Origin of the sequence: Haloferax gibbonsii ATCC 33959, assembly GCF_000336775.1 — an archaeon.
Taxonomy (GTDB): Archaea; Halobacteriota; Halobacteria; order Halobacteriales; family Haloferacaceae; genus Haloferax; species Haloferax gibbonsii.
The window spans coordinates 811,377-835,582 of sequence record NZ_AOLJ01000011.1 but is presented as its reverse complement, the minus strand read 5'-3'; the positions used below and the strand labels follow the sequence as shown (position 1 = coordinate 835,582).

The following is a 24,206-nucleotide window of genomic DNA, read 5'->3' as shown; positions in this document are numbered from 1 at the left end:
AGCGGAACGACGGCTCGTGAGACGCGCTGCGTCTCACGGTGGAGAAAACCGGTCGAGAGACTCGACTTCGGCCCCGCTCGCGGTGCGGTATGCTCGGAACTTGTGTCTTCGTTCGCCCAGTGCCGACAGCGACGACTCGCGGCGTAACGGGCGAGTTCCAGTAGAAACGAGGGGGTTTGTCAGCCGGTCGTCAGACGCCGGGGACGCCCTTGCGGTATTCGAGGACTTCGCTTCGGGCCTCGCGGACCGTCTCGGCGACGTCGCCGTCGAGGTCCTCGGCGAGTTCGTGGAGGACCGTCATGTGGCGGGCGAGTCGCCCGTGGTCCGGTCCCTGCTCGCGCGTCGCCAGCTTCGCGAGCTGGTCGGACTGTTCGTAGAGTCGCTCCTGCACGTCGCCCTCGGTCGCCTCGGCGGCTTCCTTGAGCAGGTTGCTCGCGCGTTCGAGTTCGGCTCGCGTCATACTGGACGGTTCGACAGCCCGGCCCAAAACCGTTCCTCCGGCGACAAGCACCGCCTCGCTCAAGTACGCCGCGACCCAAGGACGGGCAATGAGCGAGTCCGGTCCCCTGTCCGCCGACAGACCCGACGCAGACCGCGAATTCCGCGTCGACGCCCCCTTCGACCCCGCGGGCGACCAACCCGAGGCAATCGAGGCGCTGGCCCGCGGCTTCCGCGAGGGTGCCGACGTGCAGACCCTGCTCGGTGTCACCGGTTCCGGCAAGACAAACACCGTCTCGTGGGTGGTCGAGGAGATTCAGAAGCCGACGCTCGTCCTCGCGCACAACAAGACGCTCGCCGCCCAGTTGTACGAGGAGTTCAAGAGTCTCTTCCCCGACAACGCGGTCGAGTACTTCGTCTCCTACTACGACTACTACCAGCCCGAGGCGTACATCGAACAGACCGACACCTACATCGACAAGGACATGTCGATAAACGAGGAAATCGACCGGCTCCGCCACTCCGCGACCCGGTCGCTTCTCACCCGCGACGACGTTATCGTCGTCGCCTCGGTGTCGGCTATCTACGGCCTCGGCGACCCGAAGAACTACGCCGATATGTCCCTCCGACTGGAGGTCGGCCAGCAGATGGACCGCGACAAACTCCTCCGTGGTCTCGTCGACCTCAACTACGAGCGCAACGACGTGGACTTCCGGCAAGGGACGTTCCGCGTCCGCGGCGACACCGTCGAGGTGTTCCCGATGTACGGCCGCTACGCCGTCCGCATCGAGTTCTGGGGCGACGAAATCGACCGGATGCTGAAGCTCGACCCGCTGGAGGGCGAGGTCAAGTCGTCCGAGCCGGCGGTGCTCATCTATCCGGCAGAGCACTACTCCATCCCCGAAGAGCAGCTCGAAGGAGCCATCTCGGAAATCGAGGAGCTGATGGAACAGCGGGTGAAGCACTTCCAGCGACAGGGCGACCTCGTGGCCGCCCAGCGCATCGAAGAGCGAACCACCTTCGACATCGAGATGCTCCGCGAGACGGGCCACTGCTCCGGCATCGAGAACTACTCGGTCCACCTCTCGGACCGCGAGCCGGGCGACGCGCCCTACACCCTCCTCGACTACTTCCCCGACGACTTCCTCACCGTCATCGACGAGTCGCACGTCACGCTCCCGCAGATTAAGGGCCAGTACGCCGGTGACAAGTCCCGAAAGGACTCGCTCGTCGAAAACGGCTTCCGCCTTCCGACGGCCTACGACAACCGCCCGCTCACCTTCGAGGAGTTCGAAGAGACCGTCGGGCAGGCGCTTTTCGTCTCCGCGACCCCCGGCGACTACGAGCGCGAGCACTCCGACCAAATCGTCGAGCAAATCGTCCGACCGACCCACCTCGTGGACCCGAAGGTCGAGGTGACGGAGGCGACCGGGCAGGTCGACGACCTGATGGCCCGCATCGACGAGCGCATCGACCGCGACGAGCGCGTGCTCGTCACGACGCTCACGAAGCGGATGGCCGAGGACCTCACCGAGTACCTCGAAGAGGCCGGCGTCGACGTGGCCTACATGCACGACGAGACCGACACGCTCGAACGTCACGAACTCATCCGGTCGCTCCGCCTCGGCGATATCGACGTGCTCGTCGGCATCAACCTCCTCCGCGAGGGCCTCGACATCCCCGAAGTCTCGCTCGTCGCCATTCTCGACGCCGACCAGCAGGGCTTCCTGCGCTCCGAGACCACGCTCGTCCAGACGATGGGCCGCGCCGCCCGCAACGTCAACGGCGAGGTCGTGCTCTACGCCGACGAGATGACGGACGCGATGGAGGCCGCCATCTCCGAGACGCAGCGCCGCCGCCGCATCCAACAGGAGTTCAACGAGGAACACGGCTACACGCCGACGACCATCGAAAAGGAGGTCGGCGAGACGAACCTGCCGGGGAGCAAGACCGACACCCGCGGCGTCTCCGGCGACGAACCCGCCGACGCCGACGAGGCGGTAGAACAGATCGCCTTCCTCGAAGACCGGATGCAGGAGGCCGCCGACAACCTCGAGTTCGAACTCGCCGCCGACATCCGCGACCGCATCCAGAACCTCCGCCGAGAGTTCGACGTGGACGCGCTCGAAGACGGCGTCGCGCCCGAGTATCCCGACGAACACGACGGCGAGGCCGACGACGGCCTGACGCCCCCGGACGAGTTCTGACCGGTCGTGTCCTCACCATCGACTCTGACGTTCGCGGCTGGCGGACTCCTCCGCCGCGACGACGGCCGACTCTGTCTCGTCCACCGGCCGCGCTACGACGACTGGTCGCTCCCGAAGGGGAAACTCGAACCGGGCGAGACGCTGGTCGAGACCGCCGTCAGAGAGGTCCGCGAGGAGACGAGGTGCGAGGTCGACTGCGGCCGGTTCGCCGGGCGCTACGAGTACCGCGTCCCCGACGACGCGGGGACGCGGAGCGGCCCGAAGGGCGTGTTCGTCTGGCACATGCGCGTCGCCGACGAGCGCCCGTTCGAACCCGACGGCGAGGTCGACGCGCGCCAGTGGGTCACCCCCGCCGAAGCGCTCGAACGGCTCACCTACGAGACCGAACGGGCGCTGGTCAGACGGGCGTTCGAACCCAACGACTGAGCACAGATTTTGGATAGAAACACATGTTACTGGTTTTTCGACGCGCGTCGGTGTGTGGACCGTACCCAAATTGGGGGGTCGACATCAAGACTTATTAGCCCGACCTCGCTATGCCCGTTCCACCGTGATCCGCACCTCGGCGGACGAGCCTGCAACCCACACCGTTCACCACGCCTACCCCAACGGAGGCATTACCTGAATGGTCCGCGGATTCGAGCACTCCGTGCTCGACAGTTCGGGCGACCACCGCACGCCGGCCCAGCCGGCGTGCGACGCGGTCGCATCCTCGGGAGACGGTGAACACGCACGGGTCGGTGCCGCTGATGACTCGGCGAACGGGCTGTTTTCGGCGTGCCACTCCACGCGAGTGCACGCGAACGCTACTGCGTACTGATAACAACGAGAACCATGAGCTCTCAGTCTCTCAGTCACGTCCAGAAGTCGTTCCTGAAGTACCAACACATCCTCGTGTTCATCGCTCCCCTGCTGTTCCTCGCCTCGGTGTTCACCATGGCACCGACGCCGTCGGGTGCAGGCATGGAGTACTGGCTCCAGTACTGGTGGTTGTTCCCGGTGTTCCTCACCGGCGCGACCATCGTGAACACGGTCGGCATCAGCGGGTCGGCGCTCTTCGTCCCGTTCCTCATCTTCATCTTCCCCCTCTTCGCGCACCCGCTCGACTCGTCGACGCTGGTGAAGGTGGGCCTCATCAGCGAGGCGTTCGGCCTCTCCAGTTCGGCCGTCGCCTTCATCCAGTACGGCCTCGTCGACCGGCGACTGGCGCTGACGCTCGTCGGCGGCTCGATTCCGTTCGTCGTCGGCGGCGCGCTCCTGTCGTTCGTCATCCCCGACGTGGTGTTCCACGCGCTGCTCGGAATCGCGCTGCTCGCCGCGTCCTACCTGCTGTTCAACGCCGACCTCGGCCACGACGAACCCGGCTCGTCGGACTCCGACCACGCCGCGGCCACCGACGGCGGCACCGTCTCCGCGAGCCTCCCCAACGACCCCGGTAAGCTCGGTCCCGCGGGCGTCCACACGGCCGACGACGGGACCGTCACCCGCGTCGACCGCGAGGGCGACGACTACACGTACACCCGCGGCGGCTACCTGCGCCGCTTCGCCAACTACAGCGTCGGCGGGATGTTCCAGGGCCTCGCCGGCTTCGGCGTCGGCGAACTCGGCATCATCTCGATGCTCAGCACGAAAGTGCCCGTCCGCGTCGCCATCGGTACGAACCACATCGTGGTCGCGCTGACCGCCATCCTGGCGTCGCTCGTCCACGTCTTCGGCGGCGGTATCGTCGGCGGTCACTCGCTGAGCCTCGCGACGACGCCGTGGAACATGGTCGTCTTCACCGTCCCCGCGACGGTCCTCGGCGGCCAAATCGCCCCCTACGTGTCGAACGCGCTGGAGACTGACGTCATCAAGAACTTCGTCGGCGTCCTGTTCGCCGTCATCTCGATTGCGCTGTTCATGATGGCGCTGGGCATCTAACGACCCGCTCGAACCGTTTTCACCGGCACCACTTTCACAGTCCTCGATTCTGAACCCTCACCCATGTACGACCACATCCTGCTTCCGACCGACGGTAGCGACGCGACCGATGCGACCATCGAGCACGCGGCGACCCTCGCCGAAACGTACGGCGCGACGGTCCACGTCCTGTCCGTGGCCGACTCGCGCAACCGCTTCGAGTCGCCCTCGGCCGGCATCGCGCCGGACGTGTGGGAGAAGTCCGAACTCGACCGCGCGGAGTCGGCGGCCGACGCCGCCGTCGAGGCGCTCCCCGACGGCGTCGAGACCGAACGCATCGTCGAGGAGGGCGTGCCTCACTCGACTATCGTCGACTACGCCGCCGACGCCGAGGTCGACCTCGTCGTGATGGCGACCCACGGTCGAACCGGCCTCGACCACTACCTCGTCGGCTCCGTCACGGAGCGCGTCGTCCGCCAGTCGGACGCGCCGGTGTTGACCGTCCGCGCGGCGGACGAAGAATAAGCGCCGCGACCCCTCGCGGTCCGCGTTACTCGAACTCTTCTGCCAGCGCGGCGCGGTGCTCGCGGCGCTTCTGAAGCGCCGCGTCGCGCAGTTCGCGCTCCTCTTGGGAGTCGCAGACGAGGTCCGGAACCGGACTCGGCTTCTCGTCGTCGTCGAGCGCGACGAACGTGAAAAAGGAGGTGATGGTCTCGCGGCGGTCGCCCTCGCTCGGTCGCTCGGCGGTCACGTCGACCTTGATGTCCATGCTGGTGCGACCGGTGTCGAAGACGTACGCCTCGACGGTCACCACGTCGCCCACGTCGATGGGTGCGAGGAAGTCCACGTGGTCCATCGACGCCGTGACCACCTGCCGCTCGGCGAAGCGTCGCCCGGCGATGGCCCCGCAGACGTCCATCCACTCCAGAATCCGCCCCCCGAGGGCGCGACCGAGGTTGTTCGTGTCGTTGGGCATCAAAATCTCGCTCATCTCGGCGCGGGACGCCGACAGCGACCGCGTGCCGACCGACGACTGCTGTTGCATACCACACGGTCGGTGTCGGACGTGGTTAAATTATTCTACGTAGTGAAAAATAGAAATAAAGGCGATTAATCGCTCGGGTTGTCGATTGTCGACAAACGCCCCCTCACATTTCAACGACCTAGACAATTAATAGTGTTTATTACGTATCGAACGGTGTCTGCGCGAACCGCAGACAGGTGGTGGGACGCCGACACCCATCTCTCGTTCGCGTGCGGGGGGACGTTCCCGAGGGTTCCGACTCCCGTTCGACCGCGACGAGCGACGGGGAATCAGTCGCCGATTCCGACGCCGACGACCCGAGCGGCTCCCGTTTCACGTCCGTCCCGCGCCTCGCCGAACCGCGACGGCCGGACGACGGGGCTCGCGCCGGTCGCCCCGCAGACCGGACACGACGCTGCACCGGCCCCTCGGCGCGTCGGTGGAATCGCGACTGCTTCGCGTATTCGATTTTTCGCTCACTCGACCCGCTCAGCCTCGACGCCGCCGTCTTCGATTTCGATATCGACCGCGTCGGCGGAGATGTCCGCCGTCTCGATGCCGTCCAACTCGCCGAGTATCTCGCTGATGTCGTCGAGGCCGAGGAGTTCGCGGGTCTCCTCGTCGAACGCCTTGCTTTCGAGGCCCTCGGCCTGCTGTATATCGGAGCCGGTCAGCCCCTTCCCGTAGCGGCCGAGCAGCGACGTGAGTTCCTGCGGCAGCACGTACGTCGTCGACGGCGAGGTACCGATGTTCCCCAGCGTCTCCATGCCCTTGTCGATGATGGCGCGCTCGCCCATCGACTCCGCCGCGCGGGCCCGGAGGACCGTCGAGATGGCGTCACCCTGCGCTTCGAGAATCTGCGACTGCTTTTCCCCCTGCGCGCGGATGATGTTCGACTGCTTGTCGCCCTGCGCCTTCTCGACGGCGGAGCGACGTTCGCCCTGCGCTTCGAGAATCATGGCGCGGCGGCGGCGCTCGGCGGAGGTCTGCTGTTCCATCGCGTTCTCGACGTCCTTCGAGGGCTTCACCTCGCGGACCTCGACGGATTCGACGCGGACGCCCCACTCGTCGGTCGGCTCGTCGAGTTCCCGGCGGATGCGCGCGTTGATGTGGTCGCGGCGCGCCAGCGTGTCGTCGAGTTCCATGTCGCCGAGGGCGGCCCGCAGCGTCGTCTGCGCGAGCAGCGAGACGGCCCGGCGGTAGTTGTCGACCTGTAGGAAGGCGCGCTCGGGGTCCATCACGCGGATGTAGACGACGGCGTCCGCCGTCACCGGTGAGTTGTCCTCCGTGATGGCCTCTTGGGAGGGCACGTCGAGCGTCTGAGTTCGCATGTCGAAGCGGTAGGTCTTCGAGACGAACGGCGGGACGACGTTCAGCCCCGGTTCGAGGATGCCCTTGTAGTCGCCGAACACGGTCAGCGTCCGCTTTTCGTACGCCTGCACGATTTCGACCGCGTCGTACACCGCGGCGACGGCGAGCGCGAGGACGACGTATCCCGCGAGCGTCAGCGGCGTGACGGGGAAGACGACGACGGCGATGCCGAAGACGATTACCGCGACGGCGAGGGGACCAAGCCAACGCGGGATTCGGCCGGGCTCGCTGTCGACCGGCCCCGCGCCCGACGACGAAGACGACGAGGACGCCGAGAGCTTCCCGAGTTGGTAGAACAGGCTGTCCATGGTGGAGAGTGACACCGAAGCGGAATAAAGCTACCCGGCCACCAGCTATTTGTCCGCGAACGACCCACCGCCCCGTATGCGAACGAACCGCGGCCGAATCGACGTGGAGGACCTGCTGAAAATCATCCTCCTGCTCGTCCTCGTCTGGCTCGTGCTCGAAATCATCGGCGAGGTGCTCGGGCTGTTCGGTGCGTTGCTCGGCCCGCTCCAGCCGATTCTGGGACTCGTCGTCGCGGCGCTCATCGTCCTCTGGCTGCTCGACCGAATCTGACCCCCCGCTGCGACGATACGCCTTTGTGTCTCTCGCGTGAGTCACGGGCGTGTACAGTCTGAACGTCCCGGTTCCGGGGCGGGTCGCCCGCCTCGCGTCCGACCTGTTTCCGTACCTCGCCCCGTTCGACCGGGTTCGCGACCGGCACACGCTCGTCTGCAAGCGGTTCGAAGACACCGAGTTCGACCGCTTACACGAACAGTTGCGGCGCGTGCTCGCCGGTCAGCCGGCGTTCGAAGCCCGCGTGACCGACGTCCGATTCTTCGAAGCGCCGCCGCGCGGAGCCGCGCCGGTCGTCTATCTCGCTGTCGAGAGCCCCGGCCTCGCCGACCTGCACCGCGCGCTCACTGACGAGTTCGGCGCCGTCGACGGACTGGAGGGCGACGATTACGTCCCGCACGTCACGCTCGCCCGCGGCGGCAGTCTCGCGGACGCCCGCGCAGTCGCGAGCCAGTCCATCGAGCCCGTCGAGTGGACCGTCTCGCAGCTCGACATCTACGACTCGTCGTTCCGCGAGACCGCGGCCTCGATTTCGCTTCCGGCCTGACGGGGGGGATTCGACCGCGTCGCCGTCGGCGAAGCGACGACCGCCGGTGTGTCGCCCCGTCCCGCCCTGCCCCGTCCCGCCTCGTCAGTCGCGCGCCCGGAGCCGCATCCCCATCGGCTCTTCGGGGTGCATCGTCAGCGACCCGCGAAGCGAGAACGGCTCGTCGCGGACGTAGTCGAGTTCGTACCGCTGGGCGACGGTGCCGAGGATGAGCCGCCCTTCGAGCAGCGAGAGGTGCTTGCCGATGCAGTGGCGCGGCCCCCCGCCGAACGGGAAGTACGCGAAGCGCGGGCGGTCGCCGGCCCGCTCGGGTGCCCAGCGGTCCGGGTCGAACGAAAGCGGGTCGTCCCACCAGCGCTCCGAGCGGTGGACGACCCACTGCGGGAGCATGATGGCCGAGCCCTCCGGGACGCGGTAGCCGCCCAGACGAATGTCCACCTTCGGCTCGCGGAACATGACGTACACCGGCGGGTACAGCCGCATCGCCTCGTTCAGCACGCGTTCGGTGTACTCCAGCTTCCGAACGTCTTCGAACGTCGGCGTCCGCCCGCCGAGCACCTCGTCCAGTTCGCGGTGGAGCTTCGCCTCCGCCTCGGGGTGCTGCGAGAGCAGGTACCACGCGTACGTCAGCGTCAGCGCCGTCGTGTCGTGGCCCGCGAGGAGCATCGTCATCAGCTCGTCGCGGAGGTTCTTCTCGGTCTGCTCGCCCTCGTCGTAGGCGCGGAGCAGAATCGAAAGCAGGTCCATCGGTCGGTCGTCGCCCGTCGCGTCGGCGGGCACCGACGACGCCGGCGTCTCGCCGTACTCGGTCCCGCGGCGCTCCTCGACGATGTCCCAGACGAGCGATTCGAGTTCGGACAGCGCCTCCTTGTACTGGCGGTTCTCCCGCGTCGGGGCCCAGTCGGGCGTCAGGAACCGAAGCGGGTCGGGTTCGAACCGCGCCCCGAGCGGTTCGAGGTTCTCCTGTACCCGCCGGACGCGCTCGTCGTCGAGGTCGGTGCCGAACATGGCGTCGACGATTATCTCGACGGTCAGCCGCGCCATCTCCAGTTGCACGTCGACCACGTCGCCGTCGCCCCACGACGACAGCATCGACTCCGTCCGGTCGGTCATCATGCCGGTCATCGTCGAGATGCGCCGCACGTCGAACGCCGGCTGGGCGAGTTGGCGCTGTTTCTTCCACGTCGCGCCCTCGCTCATGAGCAGGCCGTCGCCCAGCAGGTCGCCGATGGCGCGGTCCTGGAACTGCGGCTTCCTGAACTTCGACGCCTCGCTCACGAGCACCGTCTCGACGTCCGCCGGATTCGTGAGCATGTAGGTGTCGAGCGGGCCGAGGTCGAAGTGGACCACGTCGCCGTAGGCGTCCGCGACGGCCGTCAGGAACGTAAACGGGTCGCGGGCGTACTGTCTGCTCGCGCCGAACAACGGGAGGCCCTTCGGTCCGGGAGGGGTCGCACTCATCACCCTGTGTTGGTTCGAACAGGTAAGAATCGCACGGCGGTCGCGGCCGACTTTTCGCGCCGACCGCGACCCGCTCAGGGCCGCGGCGGGTCGCCGTCGTAGGCGTCGCGGTCGTTGTAGAAGTTCAGCATCGCGAACTTGAGCTTGTTCGGCGCGATGTCGACCATCTCGGCGCGCTCTTCGACCGGGAACGACCCGCGGACGCCGTACTTGCCCATCGAGGAGCTCTCGCGGGTGTAGCGTTTGTCGGCCAGCACGCGGACGCCGAAGTCGTCGGGCGCGCGGATGACTCGCCCGAGCGCCTGTCTGGTCTTCCGAATCGTCGGAATCTCGACGGCGTAGCGCCAGCCGGCGTCCTTCTTACCGCGGTAGGCGCGGTCGTAGGCGTCCTGTACCGCCTCCAGTCGCTCGGAGAGATGCGGGTAGGGAACGCCGACGACCACGACCGTCCGGGCGTCGTCGCCGTCGAAGCTCACGCCCTCGGCGAGCGTCCCCCACAACGAGGTGAGAAGCACCGCGCCGTTCTTGCCGACGAACTCCCGGCGCAGCTCCTCGGCGCGGACGCCCGGTTCGTCCAAGAACAGTTCCGCGTCGACGTCCGGGTTCGCCCGCAGGCGCTCGTGGTAGCGCTCCGCCTCGGCGTACGACGGGAAGAACACGAGCGTGTTGCCCGGCGTGAACGTGGCGGCGTCGGCCAGCATCCCCTCGATGGTCTCCTGCGTGCTGGGGTCGTCGCGCTCGGAAGAGAACAGCGCGGGCAGCGAGACCGAAAACGTCCGTCGGTTCTCCTCGGGGTATTCGAGGCCGTAGGCCATCGTGACGGGGTTTTTGAGCCCGAGGGTCCCCTCCGTCACGTCGAACGGGCGGAGCGTCGCCGACATCAGGATGCTCGCGTGAACTTCCTCGAACAGCTCTTTCGTGACCTCTCTCGGGATGCAGGTGTACAGCTCTGCGCGGCCGTAAATCTCGTCGGTGCCGCCGTCGCGGCGGACCGACAGCATCGGATGGCGGCCGAGTTCGCCGCCCATCTCCGTCCAGTCGGCGATGAAGTTCGCCGCCTGTAGCGTCTGGCACTCCTTGCGCGTCGTCGCCTCGCCGTTCTTGTACGCGTCTTCGTACTGTTCGTCCAACTGCTTGCCCAACTGGAGCGCGAGTTCGACTTCCACGTCGATGCCGCGGCCCTCGTAGGACTGCAGGAACTCCATCGTCAGGTCGTCTCGGCGGCCCTGATTGGCGATAGAGAGGTCGTACCAGTTCTCGCCGACCTGCTCGCGCTCGCCGAAGCCGAACGCCTCCTCGTAGCTGTCGCGAAGCGAGTCGAGGAACGTCCCGATGACGTTGCGGGCGCTCTCGGCCCGCGAGTCGTCTTCGTCTTCCAGCTCGTTCATCGCGCTCTCGAGCGTGTTCTCGGTGAGCGCGCGACTGGCGTGGTCGCGGGCCGCGCTCTCGATGTTGTGCGCCTCGTCGAACACCGTAATCACGTCGTCGGGGTCGCGGTCCAACCACCGGAAGAACTGCTCGCGTATCATCGGGTCGAGCAGGTGGTGGTAGTTGCAGACGACGAGGTCGATGCCCTCCATGCCCTCCTTGAGTAGCTCGTAGCCGCAGAGGTTCTGCTTCCCGGCGTACTCGAAAATCTCGTCGGGCGTCCGCACGTCGTCGAACAGCCACTGGAAGAACTCGTCGGTGTTCCGCGCGAGGTTGTTGTAGTAGTGCTCGCAGTAGTTGCCCTCCTTCAACTCCTCCAGCTCGTCGTCGATGCTGTCGAGTTCGTCCGTGACGGCGCTCCGCGCGTCGGCCGCGCCGGACTCGCCCTCGCGCATCCCGTCGAGGAGCGACTGCGCCTGCTCGGAGAGTTCTGCCCTGTCGGACTCCTTTTCGACGATGCTCCGGGTCGTATCGCGGAGGGTCTGACACTCCTGAAAGCCCACGTCGATGTGGCACATCGAGGACTTCCCGCGGAACACCACCGCCCGGATGGCCTCCTCTCTGGTGATGGCGCGGGCGTCCTCGACGAACTGGCGCATCTGCTGGTGGACGTTCGTCGTGATGACGACCGTCTTGTCGTGCTCGCGGGCGTACGAGAGCGCGGGCACGAGCGCGGAGATGGTCTTCCCGGTCCCGGTCGCCCCTTCGAGGAGGACGTTCCGCTCGTCGTCGAGGGCGTCGGCGATGCCGGACATCGCCGCCTCCTGATTGGGGTACGGCTCGTCGTACGGGAAGAACCGCCACGCTCCGTCCGCGTCGCCGTCGTCGGGTGCGCCGTTGGCGTGGGCCACGGGAGAATCTCGGCCGCCATCCGATTAAAAGGCTCGGAGCCCCCGACACCGCTGTTCCCGCGCTCGACGGCGTCTTCTGAGAAGAGACCCGACCGCCGCGGAGCCGATTGCTATTCTTCGAGCAGTTCGACGATGAGTCCCTTCTGGGCGTGCAGGCGGTTCTCCGCCTGGTCCCAGACGAGCGAGCGCTCGCCTTCGAGCACGTCGCCGGTAATCTCCTCGCCGCGGTGGGCCGGCAGGCAGTGCATGACCTTCGCGTCGGTGCCCGAAAGCAGGTCCTCGTTGAGTTGGAATCCCTCGAACGCCTGCAGTTTCTCGTGGCGCTGGTCCTCCTGGCCCATCGAAATCCACACGTCGGTGTAGACCACGTCCGCGTCGGCGACGGCCTCCTCTGGGTCGGTCGTAATCGTCGGCGTCGAGCCGAGTTCGGCGGCCTTTTCGAGCACGTCGTCGTCGACGCCGTAGTCCGGTGGCGTCGCCACGGTGAGGTCGATGCCGGCCATCGCGCAGCCGAGGACGAACGACTGGCCGACGTTGTTGCCGTCGCCGACCCACGCCGCGGACACCTCGTCGAAGTCGCCGACGTGCTCGCGGATGGTGAGCAGGTCGGCGAGCGTCTGGCAGGGGTGGGCGTCGTCGGTCAGGCCGTTGATGACCGGCGCGTCGGAGTGCTCGGCGATTTCGAGCAGGTCCTCGTGGTCGAACAGGCGGACCATGATGGCGTCGCCGTAGCGACCCAGCACGCGCGCGGTGTCCGAAAGCGGCTCTCCGTGGCCGAGCTGGATGTCCTCGGGGCCGAGGAACAGCGCGTGGCCGCCCAGTTCGGTCATCCCCGTCTCGAAGGAGACACGCGTCCGGGTACTCGGCTTCTCGAAGAGCATCGCCAGCGTCGCTCGGGTGAGCTGCGTCTCGTCGTCGCCGGACTTGATGTCGGCGGCGCGGGTGAGGACGCGGTCTAACTCCGATGCGCTGATGTCGTCGATGTCGGTGAAGTGGGTGGTTTCGAGCATTGTGTCGTGTGTCGTGTCTCCGTGTCGGTTCGTCGTCTCGGCCAGTCGGCCGTCGCCGCTCGGTTCGCCTCAGTCGTCAGCGAGGCGCTCGCACACGTCGACGAGCACGTCGATGGCGCTGTCGAACTCGGCGAGGTCGAGGTGTTCGTTCGGGGCGTGGTCGAGGTCGGAGTCGCCGGGGCCGTAGGTCGCCATGGGGCAGTCCCACGTGCCGGCGAAGATGTTCATGTCGCTGGTCCCGGTCTTCCGGAGGAGCCGGGGCTTCACGCCGCCGACGTTGCGGATGGCCACGCGGAACGCCCGCGCCACGTCGGTCCGCGGGCTCATCATGACCGGCGGGATGGGCTTGTTCCAGTGGACGCCGCCGCGGGTGAGTTCGCCCTCCGCGACCTCGCGCACGTCGTCGATGGAGAGCCGCGGCGGGACGCGGAACTGCACGTCCACCGTCGCCTCGACCGCGAGACCGTCGTCGGTCGGGCCGCCGTCGAACGTCACGGGCTTGGTCGTCACCGTGTCGAAGACGCCGTCGCGCTCCTCGTCGAAGAAGTCGGCCACGCGGGACCACCACGCGACCGCGGACTGGATGGCGTTCTCCTCGGGGCGCGAGGAGTGGCCGAGTTCGCTCGTCGCGATGTACGTTCCCGAGAGGAACCCGCGGTAGCCGAGCGTGACGCCGTCCCAGCCCGAGGGCTCGCCGTTGACGACCGCGTCGGGCTCCTCGCGGTCCTCCACGAGGTGCCACGCGCCGCGCGAGGAGGTCTCCTCGCCGACGACGCCGACGAACGAGACGCCCGTCTCGACGGCCGCCGCGGCCATCGAACAGAGCGGCCCCGTCGCGTCGACGCTGCCGCGACCCCAGAGGACGCCGTCTTCTATCTTCACCGGCACGTCGCCGGGGACGGTGTCGATGTGGGAGGTGAGGAGCACCGCGTCGTCGGCCGGCGCGCGGACGTTGCCGACCTCGTCTATCCAGACCTCGCGGTCGTGCGCCTCGAAGAACGCCTTCAGGACCTCGGCGGCCGCCTCCTCGTCCCCCGAAACCGAGGGCGTCGAGACCATGTCGTAGAGGAGGTGGCGCGCGTCGACCCACTCGCCCTCGTCGAGGGCGTCGGTGTCGGCGTCCGCGTCGGGGGTCACGCCGGCATCGACCTCGGCGTCGGGCGTCGTCTCCGACTGCGACTGCGACTCAGCCGCTGACTCCGTCTCGGTCTCCGCTTCCGCCTCGCCGCCGTCCTCGCGGTCGATTTCGGCGTTCATGATAACACGTTCGTCATGGCGTCGACCGCGCGGTCGGCGTGTTCCTCTTCGATGACGAGCGGCGGCAGGAACCGGACGACCGTCCGGCCCGCGGGGAGCGCGAGCAACTGCTCGGACAGCGCGAGGTGCTTCAGCGTGCGGTTCGCGCCGCGCTTGACCTCGACGCCGACCATGAGGCCGTCGCCGCGGACCTCGCGGACCGGCAGGTCGTGTTCCTCGACGGCGGCTTCGAGCTCCGTCGTGAGGTAGTCGCCCACCGCGGCCGCGTGGCCGGGCAGGTCCTCTTCGACGATGGTGTCGAGGGTGGCGTTCGCCGCCGCGCAGACCACGGGACCGCCGGAGAACGTCGAGCCGTGGGAGGCCGCGCCGTCCGCGATCCAGTCGGCGCAGAGCGTCGCGCCGAGCGGCAGTCCGTTGGCGATGCCCTTCGCACTCGTCAGGATGTCGGGGACGACGCCGGCGTTCTCGCAGGCCCACAGCGACCCGGTGCGACCGATACCGGTCTGAATCTCGTCGAAGACGAGCGCCGCGCCGGCGTCGTCGGTCAGGTCGCGGGCGGTCTGGAGGTACTCCGCCGCGGCGGGGTTGATGCCGCCTTCACCCTGAATCGGCTCTAAGAAGACCGCGGCCGTCTCGTCGTCGATGGCCTCGGCGAGCTCCTCCTCGTCGCCGTAGCTGACGAATTCGACGCCGCCGGCGACCGGCTCGTAGGGCTTTTTGTACTTCTGCTTCCACGTGAGCGCGAGGCTCCCGAGGGTGCGGCCGTGGAACGCGCGCTTCGTGGCGATAATCTTCTGGCGGCCGGTCGCCGAGCGGGCGAACTTCATCGCCGCCTCGTTGGCCTCGGTGCCGGAGTTACAGAGCCAGACGTTCGAGATGTCGCCGGGCGCGAGCGTCGCCAGCTTCTCGTAGAGTTCGGTGCGGACCTCGACGGGGTACGACGCCTGCACGTAGGTCAGCTTCGCGGCCTGCTCTTGAATCGCCGAGGTGACCGCGGGGTGAGAGTGGCCGAGCGCCGCGACGGCGTAGCTCGCGCCGAAGTCGAGGTACTCGGTGCCGTCGTCCGAGTAGAGATACGGCCCCTCGCCGGACTCGATGGCGATGGGCTTCTCGTTGAAGACGAATCCAGACATTACTGCTCAGCCTCCTCGGTTTCGACCAGCGCACCGGGCGTCACGTGCGTGCCGCCGTCGTTGAGCGCGGTCACGATGGGGTCGTTCAGGTTCGCGTCGGAGACGATGACCTCGGCGGCCCCGCCGTCGAGCGCCTCCTTCGCGGCCATGACCTTCTTCGTCATGAACCCCTCGGCGGCCGATTCGAGCGCCGAGAACTCCTCGGGCGTGTCGGCCGTCTCGATGAGCGTGGACTCGTCGTCGGGGTCGGCGTAGACGCCCTTCACGTCGGTGAGGACGACGAGCTTCGCGCCGAGCGCGCCCGCGACCGCGGCGGCGGCGCGGTCGGCGTCGGCGTTGACCGGCACGCCGTCGTCGGCGAGCATCGGAACGGTCACGACGGGCGTGTAGCCGCCGTCGAGGAGCGTTTCGAGGAGCGTCGCGTTCACCGAGGTAATCTTCCCGGAGTGGTCGCCGCGCTTGATTTTCTTCTTGCCGTCTTCGATAACGCGGACGGCCGACTTGCGCGGGCCGGTCAGGAGGCCGCCGTCGACGCCCGAGAGGCCGAGCGCGTCGACGCCCGCCTCGCGGAACAGCGCCGTCAGGTCCGTGTTGAGCTTGCCGGGCATCACCATCGAGAAGACCTCCATGGTGCGCTCGTCGGTGAAGCGCCCGGAGACGCCCGAGGGCGACTCGACGTACGTCGGCTCCTCGCCGAGTTCTTCGAGCGTCTCGTCGACGGCGGTCGAGCCGCCGTGGACGACGACCACGTCGGTGCCGTTGGCGACGAGGTGGGCGACGTCGGAGACGGCTCCCTGCGGGTCGACGGCCTTCGCGCCGCCGATTTTGACGACGACCGGCGGCTCCTTGCCGCCGTCAGCACGGAGCGCTGACGAGGTACCGGAATCTCCGATTCCGATACCGCCGTCGGCGATGAGGTTGTCTTCGTTGTCGACGAGCTGTTCGTGTGCCGCGAGCAGTTCCTCGCGTGTGTATCCTGTCATAGTCGAAATGGTGCGTAAATCGTGGGTCGGGGCGAGCGTTCGGGGGCGGTGCGGTCAGGGCGAGCCGATGGGGTGGAAGCCGGTGAAGTCGAGTCCGGCGGTCTCCTCCAGCCCGAGCGCGATGTTGGCGGCGTGGACCGCCTGCCCCGCGGAGCCTTTCATCATGTTGTCGATGGCCGAGAAGACGACGAGTCGTCGGTTTCCGGGGTCGATTTCGAAGCCGACCTCGCCGAAGTTCGTCCCGGCGACCGACTTCGGTTCCGGGTAGCGGTAGACGCCGCCGCCGCCGGCGACGGTGCGCATGAAGGGTTCGTCGCCGTAGGAGCCGCGGAACGCTTTCCACATGTCGCCCTTCGAGACGGGGCCGTCGGGGAAGACGTGACAGGTCGCCGCCGCGCCGCGGACCATGTCGACCGCGTGGACGGTAAACGAGACCGAGAGGCCGAGGTACTCCTCGATTTCGGCCTCGTGGCGGTGGCCGGTCGGCGCGTAGGGGCGGACGATGCCCGAGCGCTCGGCGTGCGACGACGCCTTGCTCGCGCCCGCGCCGCCCTCCGACGAGCCGACTTTCACGTCCACGACGACCTGCTCGTCGCCGGAGAGGATGCCGGCGTCGAAAAGCGGCTTGAGGCCGAGAATCGTCGCGGTCGCGTTACAGCCGCCCGCGGCGATGAGGTCCGCGCCGGGGAGGTTCTCGCGGTTCAGTTCGGGGAGCGCGTACTCCGACTGTTCGAGGTATTCGGGGCAGACGTGGCCGTCGTACCACTCGTCGTACTGCGCCGCCTCGGAGAGACGGAAGTCCGCAGAGAGGTCGACGACGGTGTCCGCCGCGTCCTGAAAGGCGTCGATGTGCTCCATCGAGACGCCGTGGGGCGTCGCCGTGAACAGCACGTCGACTGATTCGAGGTCCTCCGGCGAGGTGAAACGGAGGTCGAGGTGACGAAGGTTCGGGTGGACGTGTCCGACGGTCTTGCGCTCGTAGGAGCGGCTCGTCGCCTGTTCGACGTCGAAGTTCGGGTGGCCGTCGAGCAGGCGGAGCAGTTCGCCGCCGGTGAAGCCGGAGCCGCCGACGACGCCCGCGGTGAGCTGTTCGCTCACGCCGAGACCTCCGCCAGCGACTGCTCGCCGTCGACCTTCGCTTCGAGCCAGTCGACGACCGTCGCGGGAACGTCCGTCTCGACGGCGTCGTTGAGCGCCTTGAACTCGACGGTGTGGTTGACTTCGTGGACGGTGTAGTCGTCTCCCGTCTCCATGAGGTCGACGCCGAGGAGGCCGCCGCCGACCGCGTCGGACGCCTGCTTGACGAGTTCCTTCGCGCGGTCGTCGAGTTCGAACTCGTCGACGCTCGCGCCCTTCGCGGCGTTCGTGAGCCAGTGGTCCGACGAGCGGACCATCGCGGCCACGGGTTCGCCGTCGGTGGCGAGCACGCGGATGTCGCGGCCCGGCTTCTCGACGAACTCCTGGATGTAGAACACCTTGTGCTCGTAGTTGCCGAGCGTCGACTTGTGTTCGAGGATGGCCTCGGCGGCCGACTCGGAGTCGATTTTCGCCATCAGGCGACCCCACGAGCCGACGACCGGCTTGAGGACGCAGGGGTAGCCGAACTCCTCGACGATTTCCATCGCCGAGTCGACCGTGAAGGCCACTTTCGTGTTCGGCGTGGGGACGCCCGCGTCCGCGAGCGCGAGGCTGTTTTTCGCCTTGTCGGCGCAGACGTCGGCGGTCTCGTGGGAGTTGACGACCGGGATTCCGTACGACTGCAGGAAGCGCGTGATGTAGATGCTCCTGCTCGTCGCCAGACAGCGGTCGACCACCACGTCGAGTCCGTCGAACGATTCCGGCGGCTCCGTGAGGTCGAACTGCTCTTTCCGAACGTCTATCTTCGTCACCTCGTGGCCGCGGTCGCGAAGCTCGTTGAGCAGGAGCTTCTCGTCGCGGCGAATCCGGGAATAGAGCAGTCCAACGTGCAATTTACTCTCCCCAGTCCTCTTCGAGTTCGGGCGCTTCTTCGAGTGTCACGGGGTCGAGGGAGACGACCTCAAGCTCTGCGCCCGTGGCGGGGCTGTCGATGATTTCGCCGACTTCGACGTCGGCAGGCAGCTCGATTTCCTCTCCACTCAGCGGGTCTTCCGCGGTGATGGTGTCGCTCATTACATCCGTGGCTGGTCGACGGACGGTATTAAAGCCGTCGAAAATTACACGACGAAAATAAACGCAAAGAAGTCTCTAACGGGTGTTATCTGTCGAATCGGCCGACAATACGGGTCGGCCGAACGACGCGTCGAGCTTGGGTGCCACGCTCACTCGACGCCGGAGACGGGACCGGTCGTCGGACCGGTCGACCCGTCCCCCGCGTCGGGCGTGGTCGTCGTCGGGGTTCCGGTCGGGGTCGTCGGAGCCCCGCCGGTCGTCGCGGCGCGGTCGCTCGCGGTCGTCGGAGCAGACCGGCGGGCGTCGCGTCCGTGAACTCAGACATAGCTCGAAACCTCCTCTTCGAGACCCTCGGCCGCCGCGGCGAGCGAGTCGCGCGCGTCGGCGACGGCGGCGGCGTCGTCCGAGAGCTCGTCGCGGGCCGTCGAGAGCGTCGCCTCCACGGCGGCGGGCGCGGGCCCGCCGACCGAATCGCGACTCGCCACGCTCTCGGTCGGGTCGAGCGCGGCTTCGACGGCCTCGGCTGTCACGTGCGTAAAGAGTGACTCACCTAATACGTCCGTAGCGACGGCGTCAAGTGTTGCCACGTCGGGCGTTCCCTCCGAGCGGGCGGCCGCCTCCGCGACGACCTCGTGGGCCGTGCGGAACGGCAGGCCGGCCATCGCCAGCAGGTCCGCCACGCCGGTCGCGGTCGAAAAGCCGTCGCCAGCGGCCGCGGCGAGTTCGTCTTCGGGCCACGTCGCGGACCCGACCGCGCCGGCGGCCACCGCGGCCGCCTCGGCCACGTCGTCGACGGTGCGGAACGCGTGTTTGTGGGCGCGCTGCAGGTCGCGGTTGTACGCGCGCGGCAGCCCCTTCAGCGTCGTCAGGAGGCCGGTGAGTTCCCCGACGGCGTCGCCCGCGACGGCGCGGACGAGTTCCATCGTGTCGGGGTTCTTCTTCTGCGGCATGATAGAGGAGGTCGACGAGTAGTCGTCCGACAGCTCGACGAGGCCCTTGTTCGAGAATATCACGAGGTCCTCGGCGAGGCCGGAGAGCGTGACCGCGTGGGTCGTGAGCGCCGACAGCGTCTCCGCGAGGAAGTCGCGGGTCGCCGAAGCGTCCATCGAGTTCTCCATCACGCGGTCGAAGCCGAGCAGGTCGGACACGAGTTCGCGGTTCACGTCGAAGGGCGTGCCCGCGAACGCCGCCGACCCGAGCGGCGACTGGTTGATGCGCTCGTACGCGCACATGAGGCGGGCGCAGTCGCGGGCGACCGCCCGTTCGTACGAGCACAGGAAGTGCGCGACCGTCGTCGGCTGCGCGGGTTGCAGGTGCGTGTAGCCGGGCATCACCGTCTCGGTGTGCTCGGCGGCCGTCTCGAGTAACGACTCGCGCAGGGCGAGCGCCGCGTCGAGGGCCGAAAGCACGTCCTCGCGCAGGCGGTAGCGGATGCAGGTCGCCACCTCGTCGTTTCGCGAGCGTGCGGTGTGCATCTTCCCGCCGTCGGGGCCGACGATGTCGATGACGGCGGCCTCGATGGCCTCGTGGACGTCTTCGCCGCCCGAAAGCGCGTCGTGGCCCGCGGCCTCGACCTCGTCCAGCGCGGCGAGAATCTCGCTCGCGACCTCGGACTCGATGATGTCCTGCGACGCGAGCATCACGACGTGCGCCCGGTCGACGGCGAGGTCGGCCTCGAAGATGCGTTCGTCGGCCGCGAGGCTCGACATGAACCCGCGGGCGGGGCCGCCGCTGAAGCGGTCCCGGCGGATGACGCCCTCGGAGTCGCCGTCCTCGCCTGCCATCTTACTCGTCGCTACCGCCGTCTGCGGCCAGTTCGGGCTTTTCCTTCTTCGCGTTCTGGTTGGCGAGGCGCGCCTGGAAGCCGTGGTACTTGGCGACGCCCGTCGCGTCGGCCTGTTCGATGCCGTCGACCGTCTCCGTGTTGAAGGAGGCGGCGGACTCGGAGTACGCGGCGTACTCGGATTTGCGACCGACCGGGCGGGCCTGCCCGCCCTCGAACTTGATGGTCACGGTGCCCGTGACGCGCTCTTGGGTCTTCTCGAGGAAGGCGTTCAGCGCGCCCACGAGCGGGGCGTCGATGAGGCCCTCGTAGGCCTTCTGGGACCACTCGTTGTCCACGGTGGCCTTGAAGTCGCGTTCCTCCTTCGTGAGGACGAGCCCTTCGAGCGCCTCGTGGGCGTTCAGGAGCGTCGTCGCGGCCGGGTGCTCGTAGTTCTCGCGCACCTTGAGGCCGAGCATGCGGTCTTCCATCATGTCGGTGCGGCCGACGCCGTGCTTGCCGGCCTTCTCGTTGAGGAACGAGATGAGTTCGAGGGGTTCCATCTCCTCGTCGTCGACGGCGACCGGGTAGCCGTCTTCGAACGCGATTTCGATGAGTTCCGTCTCGCCGGACGGCTGGTCGGTCCACTCGTAGATGTCCTCCGGCGGGACGTAGCCGGGGTCTTCGAGGTTGCCGCCCTCGATGGAACGGCTCCAGAGGTTCGTGTCGATGGACCAGACGCCCTCGTTGCCGCCCTGCACCGGGAGGTCCTTCTCGGCGGCGTACTCGATTTCCCACTCGCGGGTCATGCCCATCTCGCGGACGGGTGCGATGACTTCGAGGTCGGAGGCGCGCCAGACCGCTTCGAAGCGAAGCTGGTCGTTGCCCTTGCCCGTACAGCCGTGGGCGATACCGTCACAGTCCTTCTCTTCGGCGAGTCCGAGGATGGCCTTAGCGATGACCGGGCGCGCGAGCGCGGTGCCGAGCGGATAGCCCTGATAGTCCGCGTTGGCGCACACCGAGTCGAGACAGAGCTGTGCGAACTCCTGTTTCGCGTCGACGACGTAGTGTTCCAGTCCGAGGGCCTCGGCCGTCTCGTAGGCCTCCTCGAACTCCTCTTCCGGCTGGCCGACGTCGACGGTGACGCCGACGACTTCGTCGTATCCGTACTCCTCTTCGAGAATCGGGACGCAGACTGTTGTGTCGAGTCCGCCCGAGAACGCGAGTGCGACTTTCTTCATGTACTCGTCTGTGGCGGGGACATACAGATAAATTCTTTGCATTCAATTTCTGAAATTAAGTAGTAGAGATGCCTATAGGCACGAAAATAGGTGATTAGCGATTTCGACGTGTCCCGAAGGAGATGATGATTGTGGCCCTAAAGGGCCCGTCGTCGGGGTCGGACAGCCGCGGCTCGCAGCGGGGCAAAAGTGGCGAAGGTGCTGCGAGTCGCCATGGTTGCGAAACGCTACGACGTCTTCCCTATTAAACGCTTCCGGCGACGCAAACGTTTCCTCAGTCGAGCAACTCCCCGGCGAGTTCGACCAGTAGTTCGTTGTCGACGAGCGCGACCACGAGCGCGATAATCGCGAGCACGACGACTGCGATGATGAGCCACTCGATAAGGGTCATAGCACCCGCAACGTGACGACTCCTCGGATAAGTGTTCTGTGGCCGTTCGGATCGGTCGGCGTCGACGGGTCGAAAACGCCGCGCCGGGGCGAGTCAGGCGCTCTCGGTCGAGACATCTCCGTCCGCCGCGCCGCCGCGGAACACGAGTCGCTCCACGAGGTCCGACCGCTGCATCAGCACCGTTCCGAGCGCGCTCATGACGAAGACGTAGCCGACCGCGAACGCCGGGATGATTTCGCGCATCACCGGCGTCGTCCCCGCGGCGGCCAGCGCCGCGATGACGAGCGAGAACTCGCCGCGCGGCACCAACCCGACGCCGACCCGGAGCGACCGGTGCGCCGAGAGGTCGTACGCCCGACCGCCGAAATAGCCCGAGAGAATCTTCGACGGCGTCGACACGACGACCGCGATGGCGAGCGGGACGGCCGCCGCCGCCAACAGCGTCGGGTCGGTACCGAGGCCGATCCAGAAGAAGAACACCGCGGCGAACACGTCGCGGACCGAGACGAGCAGGTGTTCGAGTCGCTCCCGGTGGCCGCTCGTCGAAAAGCCCATCCCGACGAAGAACGCCGCGACGGCCTCGCTCACCCCGAGCGCGAGCGCCGCACCCGAGATGGGAACGACGACCGCGAGCGCCCGCAGGACGAACGCCTCCTCGTTCTCCACGTCGAGGACGCGGGCGAAAAGCGCCGTCCCGTACTGGACGGCCACGAACAGGAGGCCGAGGAAGCCGAAGGCGATGGCGAGCGAGCGACCGATGGCCGCGACGCCGCCGTCGCCGCCGAGCACGAGCGAGGTGACGACCGCGAGGTAGACCGCGATGGCGAGGTCCTCGAAGACGAGCGTGCCCAGAATCGGCTCCGACTCGGGGTCCGCGATCCATCCGAGGTCGATGAGCGTCTTCGTCACGATGGCCGACGACGAGATGTAGACGATGCCGCCGAGCAGCAGCGCCTCCACCGGCGACCACCCGAGGACGAGACCGATGGCGATGCCGATTGGCAGGTTCACCGCGAGGTCGATGACGCCCGCGCGGCCGATTTTCGCCCCCGACGACCGGAGTCGGTCGAGGCTGAACTCCAACCCGAGGAAAAACAGGAGGAGGACGATACCGAGCTCCGCCAGAATCGCCACCACCTCGTCGTTCGGGACGTACGGGAGGCCGAACCGCCCGGCGACGTACGGCCCGGCGACGACGCCGCCGACGACGTAGAGGGGAATCACCGACAGGCCGAGGCGGAGCGCGACCGCTCCGACGACCGCGAGGACGGCGAACAGGTAGCCGAATTCGAGCAGCGCCGCCGCCATCAGGTCCCTTTGACGAGCGCTGTGAAGTCGCGGCAGGCCGCCTTCGGACCGATGACGACCAGCGTGTCGCCGGCTTCGACCATCGCGTCGCCGCCGGGCGACGTGATGACCTCGTCGCCGCGCTCGATGGCGATGACGGACGCGCCGGTCGCCTGCCGGAGGTCGGACTCGCCGAGGGTCTTGCCCGCTACCTCGGAACCGGCACCGACTTCCACCCACTCGATGAGCGTGTCCCCGCCGAGAAGCGTCTCGATGTTCTCCGTCTGGACCGGCTGGAAGTACGCGCCTTCGAGGAGCGTCCCCACCTGCCGGGCGAGTTTGTCGGTGAGCTCGAACAGCTTCTCGGAGTCGCTGTCGGCGTTCGGACGCCGGAACACCTCCCGTTTGCCGGTGTTGTGCGTCACGATGACGAGTCGGGAGCCGTCGCCGAGTTCTACCTCGTGTTTCTTCCCGACGCCCGGAAGGTCGCTCTCGTAGACAGTCATGACTGTCCGGTTCGTCGCCGACCGAAATAAAATCGCATCACGGACCGACGCCCGAACGCCGACCGCGTTCCGCTCAGGCGAGCAGCCAGAGCGTCACCGCGATGGCGGTACAGGCGACCGGCGGAATCGAGAGGTTGTCGTCGATGACGTAGCCGGCGACGACCGGCTTCGCGCCGTCGGCCAGCGTCGCCCCGGCGGCTCCGACGGCCGCGGCGAGGCCGCCCGCGACGACTCCCGAGACGGGAATCACGAACGGCGCGGCGAGGACGAAACAGACCGCGAACATCGCCGCGAGCGTCCGCGCCGACTTCAGTTCGCCGACCGGGGCGGAGCCGAGGAGGCCGCTTATCGGGTCACCGATGGTGAGCATGAGCATCCCCGGAATGGCGACGTGGGGGCCGAACACCAGCGCGACGGCGGTCTGGCTGTAGACGTACAGCGCGTAGCCGGCGACGTTGTCCTGTTCGTACTCGCGGGTGAGGTCGTCGTAGATGGCCCAGTCGAGGCCGCCGAACAGCCGGAGCAGTTCGAGGACGCTGACGACCGCCGCGAGGAAGACGAACAGATACCCGAGGGTACGCCACTCGACCAGCCCGAGGAGGTACAAAAGCGGCATCCCCGAGCCGCTCGCGTGGACCAGTCGCCGTTTCACCTCGGCGGTGTTCGGTCGCCCCACGGCG

Annotated in this window: 23 protein-coding genes; 6 read left to right on the top strand and 17 right to left on the bottom strand. The window is 67.4% G+C overall.

Annotated features, from left to right (window positions below):
- Positions 1-190 precede the first annotated feature (190 nt).
- Positions 191-460 (bottom strand): DUF7553 family protein, encoded by a 270-nt coding sequence (locus C454_RS07175; protein ID WP_004974013.1) that lies wholly within the window; start codon positions 458-460, stop codon positions 191-193.
- 88 nt (positions 461-548) lie between these two features.
- Here C454_RS07175 and uvrB point away from each other — a divergent pair, with 88 nt between their 5' ends.
- The 4 genes from uvrB (at position 549) to C454_RS07155 (ending at position 5,069) form a co-directional block, all read left to right on the top strand.
- A complete protein-coding gene (gene uvrB, locus C454_RS07170) occupies positions 549-2,645 on the top strand; it encodes an excinuclease ABC subunit UvrB (RefSeq protein WP_004974012.1) in 2,097 nt (698 codons plus the stop codon).
- A 6-nt stretch (positions 2,646-2,651) separates the two neighbouring features.
- On the top strand, positions 2,652-3,071 hold the full coding sequence (locus C454_RS07165; protein WP_004974011.1) for an NUDIX hydrolase: 420 nt from the start codon (positions 2,652-2,654) through the stop codon (positions 3,069-3,071).
- Positions 3,072-3,479: 408 nt separating this feature from the next.
- The gene (locus tag C454_RS07160; protein ID WP_004974010.1) at positions 3,480-4,565 is read left to right on the top strand and encodes a sulfite exporter TauE/SafE family protein; all 1,086 of its coding nucleotides are present in this window, start codon (positions 3,480-3,482) and stop codon (positions 4,563-4,565) included.
- 63 nt (positions 4,566-4,628) lie between these two features.
- On the top strand, positions 4,629-5,069 hold the full coding sequence (locus C454_RS07155) for a universal stress protein (RefSeq protein WP_004974009.1): 441 nt from the start codon (positions 4,629-4,631) through the stop codon (positions 5,067-5,069).
- Between the two features lie 25 nt (positions 5,070-5,094).
- Here the strand turns inward: C454_RS07155 and C454_RS07150 are convergent, their stop codons facing one another.
- Both C454_RS07150 and C454_RS07145 read right to left on the bottom strand, forming a co-directional pair.
- On the bottom strand, positions 5,095-5,589 hold the full coding sequence (locus tag C454_RS07150; protein ID WP_004974008.1) for an acyl-CoA thioesterase: 495 nt from the start codon (positions 5,587-5,589) through the stop codon (positions 5,095-5,097).
- A 455-nt stretch (positions 5,590-6,044) separates the two neighbouring features.
- Positions 6,045-7,247: an SPFH domain-containing protein gene (locus C454_RS07145; protein ID WP_004974007.1), complete on the bottom strand. Its 1,203-nt coding sequence runs from the start codon at positions 7,245-7,247 to the stop codon at positions 6,045-6,047.
- Between the two features lie 76 nt (positions 7,248-7,323).
- Here C454_RS07145 and C454_RS07140 point away from each other — a divergent pair, with 76 nt between their 5' ends.
- A complete protein-coding gene (locus tag C454_RS07140) occupies positions 7,324-7,518 on the top strand; it encodes a DUF7554 family protein (RefSeq protein ID WP_004974006.1) in 195 nt (64 codons plus the stop codon).
- 49 nt (positions 7,519-7,567) lie between these two features.
- Complete coding sequence (locus C454_RS07135; RefSeq protein ID WP_004974005.1) at positions 7,568-8,065, top strand: 2'-5' RNA ligase family protein; 498 nt, start codon at positions 7,568-7,570, stop codon at positions 8,063-8,065.
- 84 nt (positions 8,066-8,149) lie between these two features.
- Here C454_RS07135 and C454_RS07130 read toward each other — a convergent pair whose 3' ends face one another.
- From C454_RS07130 to C454_RS07065, 14 genes are all read right to left on the bottom strand, one after another.
- Complete coding sequence (locus C454_RS07130) at positions 8,150-9,526, bottom strand: cytochrome P450 (protein WP_049905000.1); 1,377 nt, start codon at positions 9,524-9,526, stop codon at positions 8,150-8,152.
- Between the two features lie 74 nt (positions 9,527-9,600).
- Positions 9,601-11,805: an ATP-dependent DNA helicase gene (locus C454_RS07125; RefSeq protein ID WP_004974003.1), complete on the bottom strand. Its 2,205-nt coding sequence runs from the start codon at positions 11,803-11,805 to the stop codon at positions 9,601-9,603.
- A 110-nt stretch (positions 11,806-11,915) separates the two neighbouring features.
- Positions 11,916-12,815, bottom strand: a complete 900-nt coding sequence (argF, locus tag C454_RS07120; RefSeq protein ID WP_004974002.1) for an ornithine carbamoyltransferase — start codon at positions 12,813-12,815, stop codon at positions 11,916-11,918.
- Positions 12,816-12,884: 69 nt separating this feature from the next.
- Positions 12,885-14,072 (bottom strand): [LysW]-lysine hydrolase, encoded by a 1,188-nt coding sequence (locus C454_RS07115; protein ID WP_004974001.1) that lies wholly within the window; start codon positions 14,070-14,072, stop codon positions 12,885-12,887.
- Positions 14,069-15,205, bottom strand: coding sequence for an aspartate aminotransferase family protein (locus tag C454_RS07110; RefSeq protein ID WP_004974000.1), 1,137 nt, complete (start codon positions 15,203-15,205; stop codon positions 14,069-14,071). The genes C454_RS07115 and C454_RS07110 overlap by 4 nt, the downstream gene beginning before the upstream one ends.
- On the bottom strand, positions 15,205-16,188 hold the full coding sequence (locus C454_RS07105) for an acetylglutamate/acetylaminoadipate kinase (RefSeq protein WP_004973999.1): 984 nt from the start codon (positions 16,186-16,188) through the stop codon (positions 15,205-15,207). The genes C454_RS07110 and C454_RS07105 overlap by 1 nt, the downstream gene beginning before the upstream one ends.
- Before the next feature lie 54 nt (positions 16,189-16,242).
- The gene (gene argC / locus C454_RS07100; protein ID WP_004973998.1) at positions 16,243-17,286 is read right to left on the bottom strand and encodes an N-acetyl-gamma-glutamyl-phosphate reductase; all 1,044 of its coding nucleotides are present in this window, start codon (positions 17,284-17,286) and stop codon (positions 16,243-16,245) included.
- A complete protein-coding gene (gene lysX, locus C454_RS07095) occupies positions 17,283-18,158 on the bottom strand; it encodes a lysine biosynthesis protein LysX (protein WP_004973995.1) in 876 nt (291 codons plus the stop codon). Before lysX ends, argC begins: the two co-directional genes overlap by 4 nt.
- A gap of 1 nt (position 18,159) precedes the next feature.
- Positions 18,160-18,339, bottom strand: a complete 180-nt coding sequence (lysW, locus tag C454_RS07090; RefSeq protein WP_004045057.1) for a lysine biosynthesis protein LysW — start codon at positions 18,337-18,339, stop codon at positions 18,160-18,162.
- Positions 18,340-18,656: 317 nt separating this feature from the next.
- On the bottom strand, positions 18,657-20,123 hold the full coding sequence (argH, locus tag C454_RS07085) for an argininosuccinate lyase (RefSeq protein WP_004973994.1): 1,467 nt from the start codon (positions 20,121-20,123) through the stop codon (positions 18,657-18,659).
- A gap of 1 nt (position 20,124) precedes the next feature.
- Positions 20,125-21,342 (bottom strand): argininosuccinate synthase, encoded by a 1,218-nt coding sequence (locus C454_RS07080; protein WP_004973993.1) that lies wholly within the window; start codon positions 21,340-21,342, stop codon positions 20,125-20,127.
- Positions 21,343-21,826: 484 nt separating this feature from the next.
- Entirely contained in the window at positions 21,827-23,041 is a 1,215-nt protein-coding gene (locus C454_RS07075) for a cation:proton antiporter (RefSeq protein WP_004973992.1), read from the bottom strand.
- Positions 23,041-23,526 carry a cation:proton antiporter regulatory subunit gene (locus C454_RS07070; RefSeq protein WP_004973991.1) on the bottom strand — a complete coding sequence of 162 codons (486 nt, stop codon included), beginning with the start codon at positions 23,524-23,526 and terminating at the stop codon, positions 23,041-23,043. Before C454_RS07070 ends, C454_RS07075 begins: the two co-directional genes overlap by 1 nt.
- Before the next feature lie 73 nt (positions 23,527-23,599).
- Entirely contained in the window at positions 23,600-24,202 is a 603-nt protein-coding gene (locus C454_RS07065; RefSeq protein ID WP_004973990.1) for a diacylglycerol/polyprenol kinase family protein, read from the bottom strand.
- Positions 24,203-24,206 lie beyond the last annotated feature (4 nt).

Bases quoted from the DNA above. Each gene is read 5' to 3' on its own strand.
- C454_RS07110 (WP_004974000.1), bottom strand. From the start codon at position 15,205: ATGTCTGGATTCGTCTTCAACGAGAAGCCCATCGCCATCGAGTCCGGC.
- C454_RS07105 (WP_004973999.1), bottom strand. From the start codon at position 16,188: ATGACAGGATACACACGCGAGGAACTGCTCGCGGCACACGAACAGCTC.
- C454_RS07160 (WP_004974010.1), top strand. From the start codon at position 3,480: ATGAGCTCTCAGTCTCTCAGTCACGTCCAGAAGTCGTTCCTGAAGTAC.
- C454_RS07070 (WP_004973991.1), bottom strand. From the start codon at position 23,526: ATGACTGTCTACGAGAGCGACCTTCCGGGCGTCGGGAAGAAACACGAG.
- C454_RS07115 (WP_004974001.1), bottom strand. From the start codon at position 14,072: ATGAACGCCGAAATCGACCGCGAGGACGGCGGCGAGGCGGAAGCGGAG.
- C454_RS07130 (WP_049905000.1), bottom strand. From the start codon at position 9,526: ATGAGTGCGACCCCTCCCGGACCGAAGGGCCTCCCGTTGTTCGGCGCG.
- C454_RS07155 (WP_004974009.1), top strand. From the start codon at position 4,629: ATGTACGACCACATCCTGCTTCCGACCGACGGTAGCGACGCGACCGAT.
- C454_RS07175 (WP_004974013.1), bottom strand. From the start codon at position 460: ATGACGCGAGCCGAACTCGAACGCGCGAGCAACCTGCTCAAGGAAGCC.
- C454_RS07075 (WP_004973992.1), bottom strand. From the start codon at position 23,041: ATGGCGGCGGCGCTGCTCGAATTCGGCTACCTGTTCGCCGTCCTCGCG.
- lysW (WP_004045057.1), bottom strand. From the start codon at position 18,339: ATGAGCGACACCATCACCGCGGAAGACCCGCTGAGTGGAGAGGAAATC.
- argF (WP_004974002.1), bottom strand. From the start codon at position 12,815: ATGCTCGAAACCACCCACTTCACCGACATCGACGACATCAGCGCATCG.
- C454_RS07145 (WP_004974007.1), bottom strand. From the start codon at position 7,247: ATGGACAGCCTGTTCTACCAACTCGGGAAGCTCTCGGCGTCCTCGTCG.
- C454_RS07080 (WP_004973993.1), bottom strand. From the start codon at position 21,342: ATGAAGAAAGTCGCACTCGCGTTCTCGGGCGGACTCGACACAACAGTC.
- C454_RS07140 (WP_004974006.1), top strand. From the start codon at position 7,324: ATGCGAACGAACCGCGGCCGAATCGACGTGGAGGACCTGCTGAAAATC.
- argH (WP_004973994.1), bottom strand. From the start codon at position 20,123: ATGGCAGGCGAGGACGGCGACTCCGAGGGCGTCATCCGCCGGGACCGC.
- C454_RS07150 (WP_004974008.1), bottom strand. From the start codon at position 5,589: ATGCAACAGCAGTCGTCGGTCGGCACGCGGTCGCTGTCGGCGTCCCGC.
- uvrB (WP_004974012.1), top strand. From the start codon at position 549: ATGAGCGAGTCCGGTCCCCTGTCCGCCGACAGACCCGACGCAGACCGC.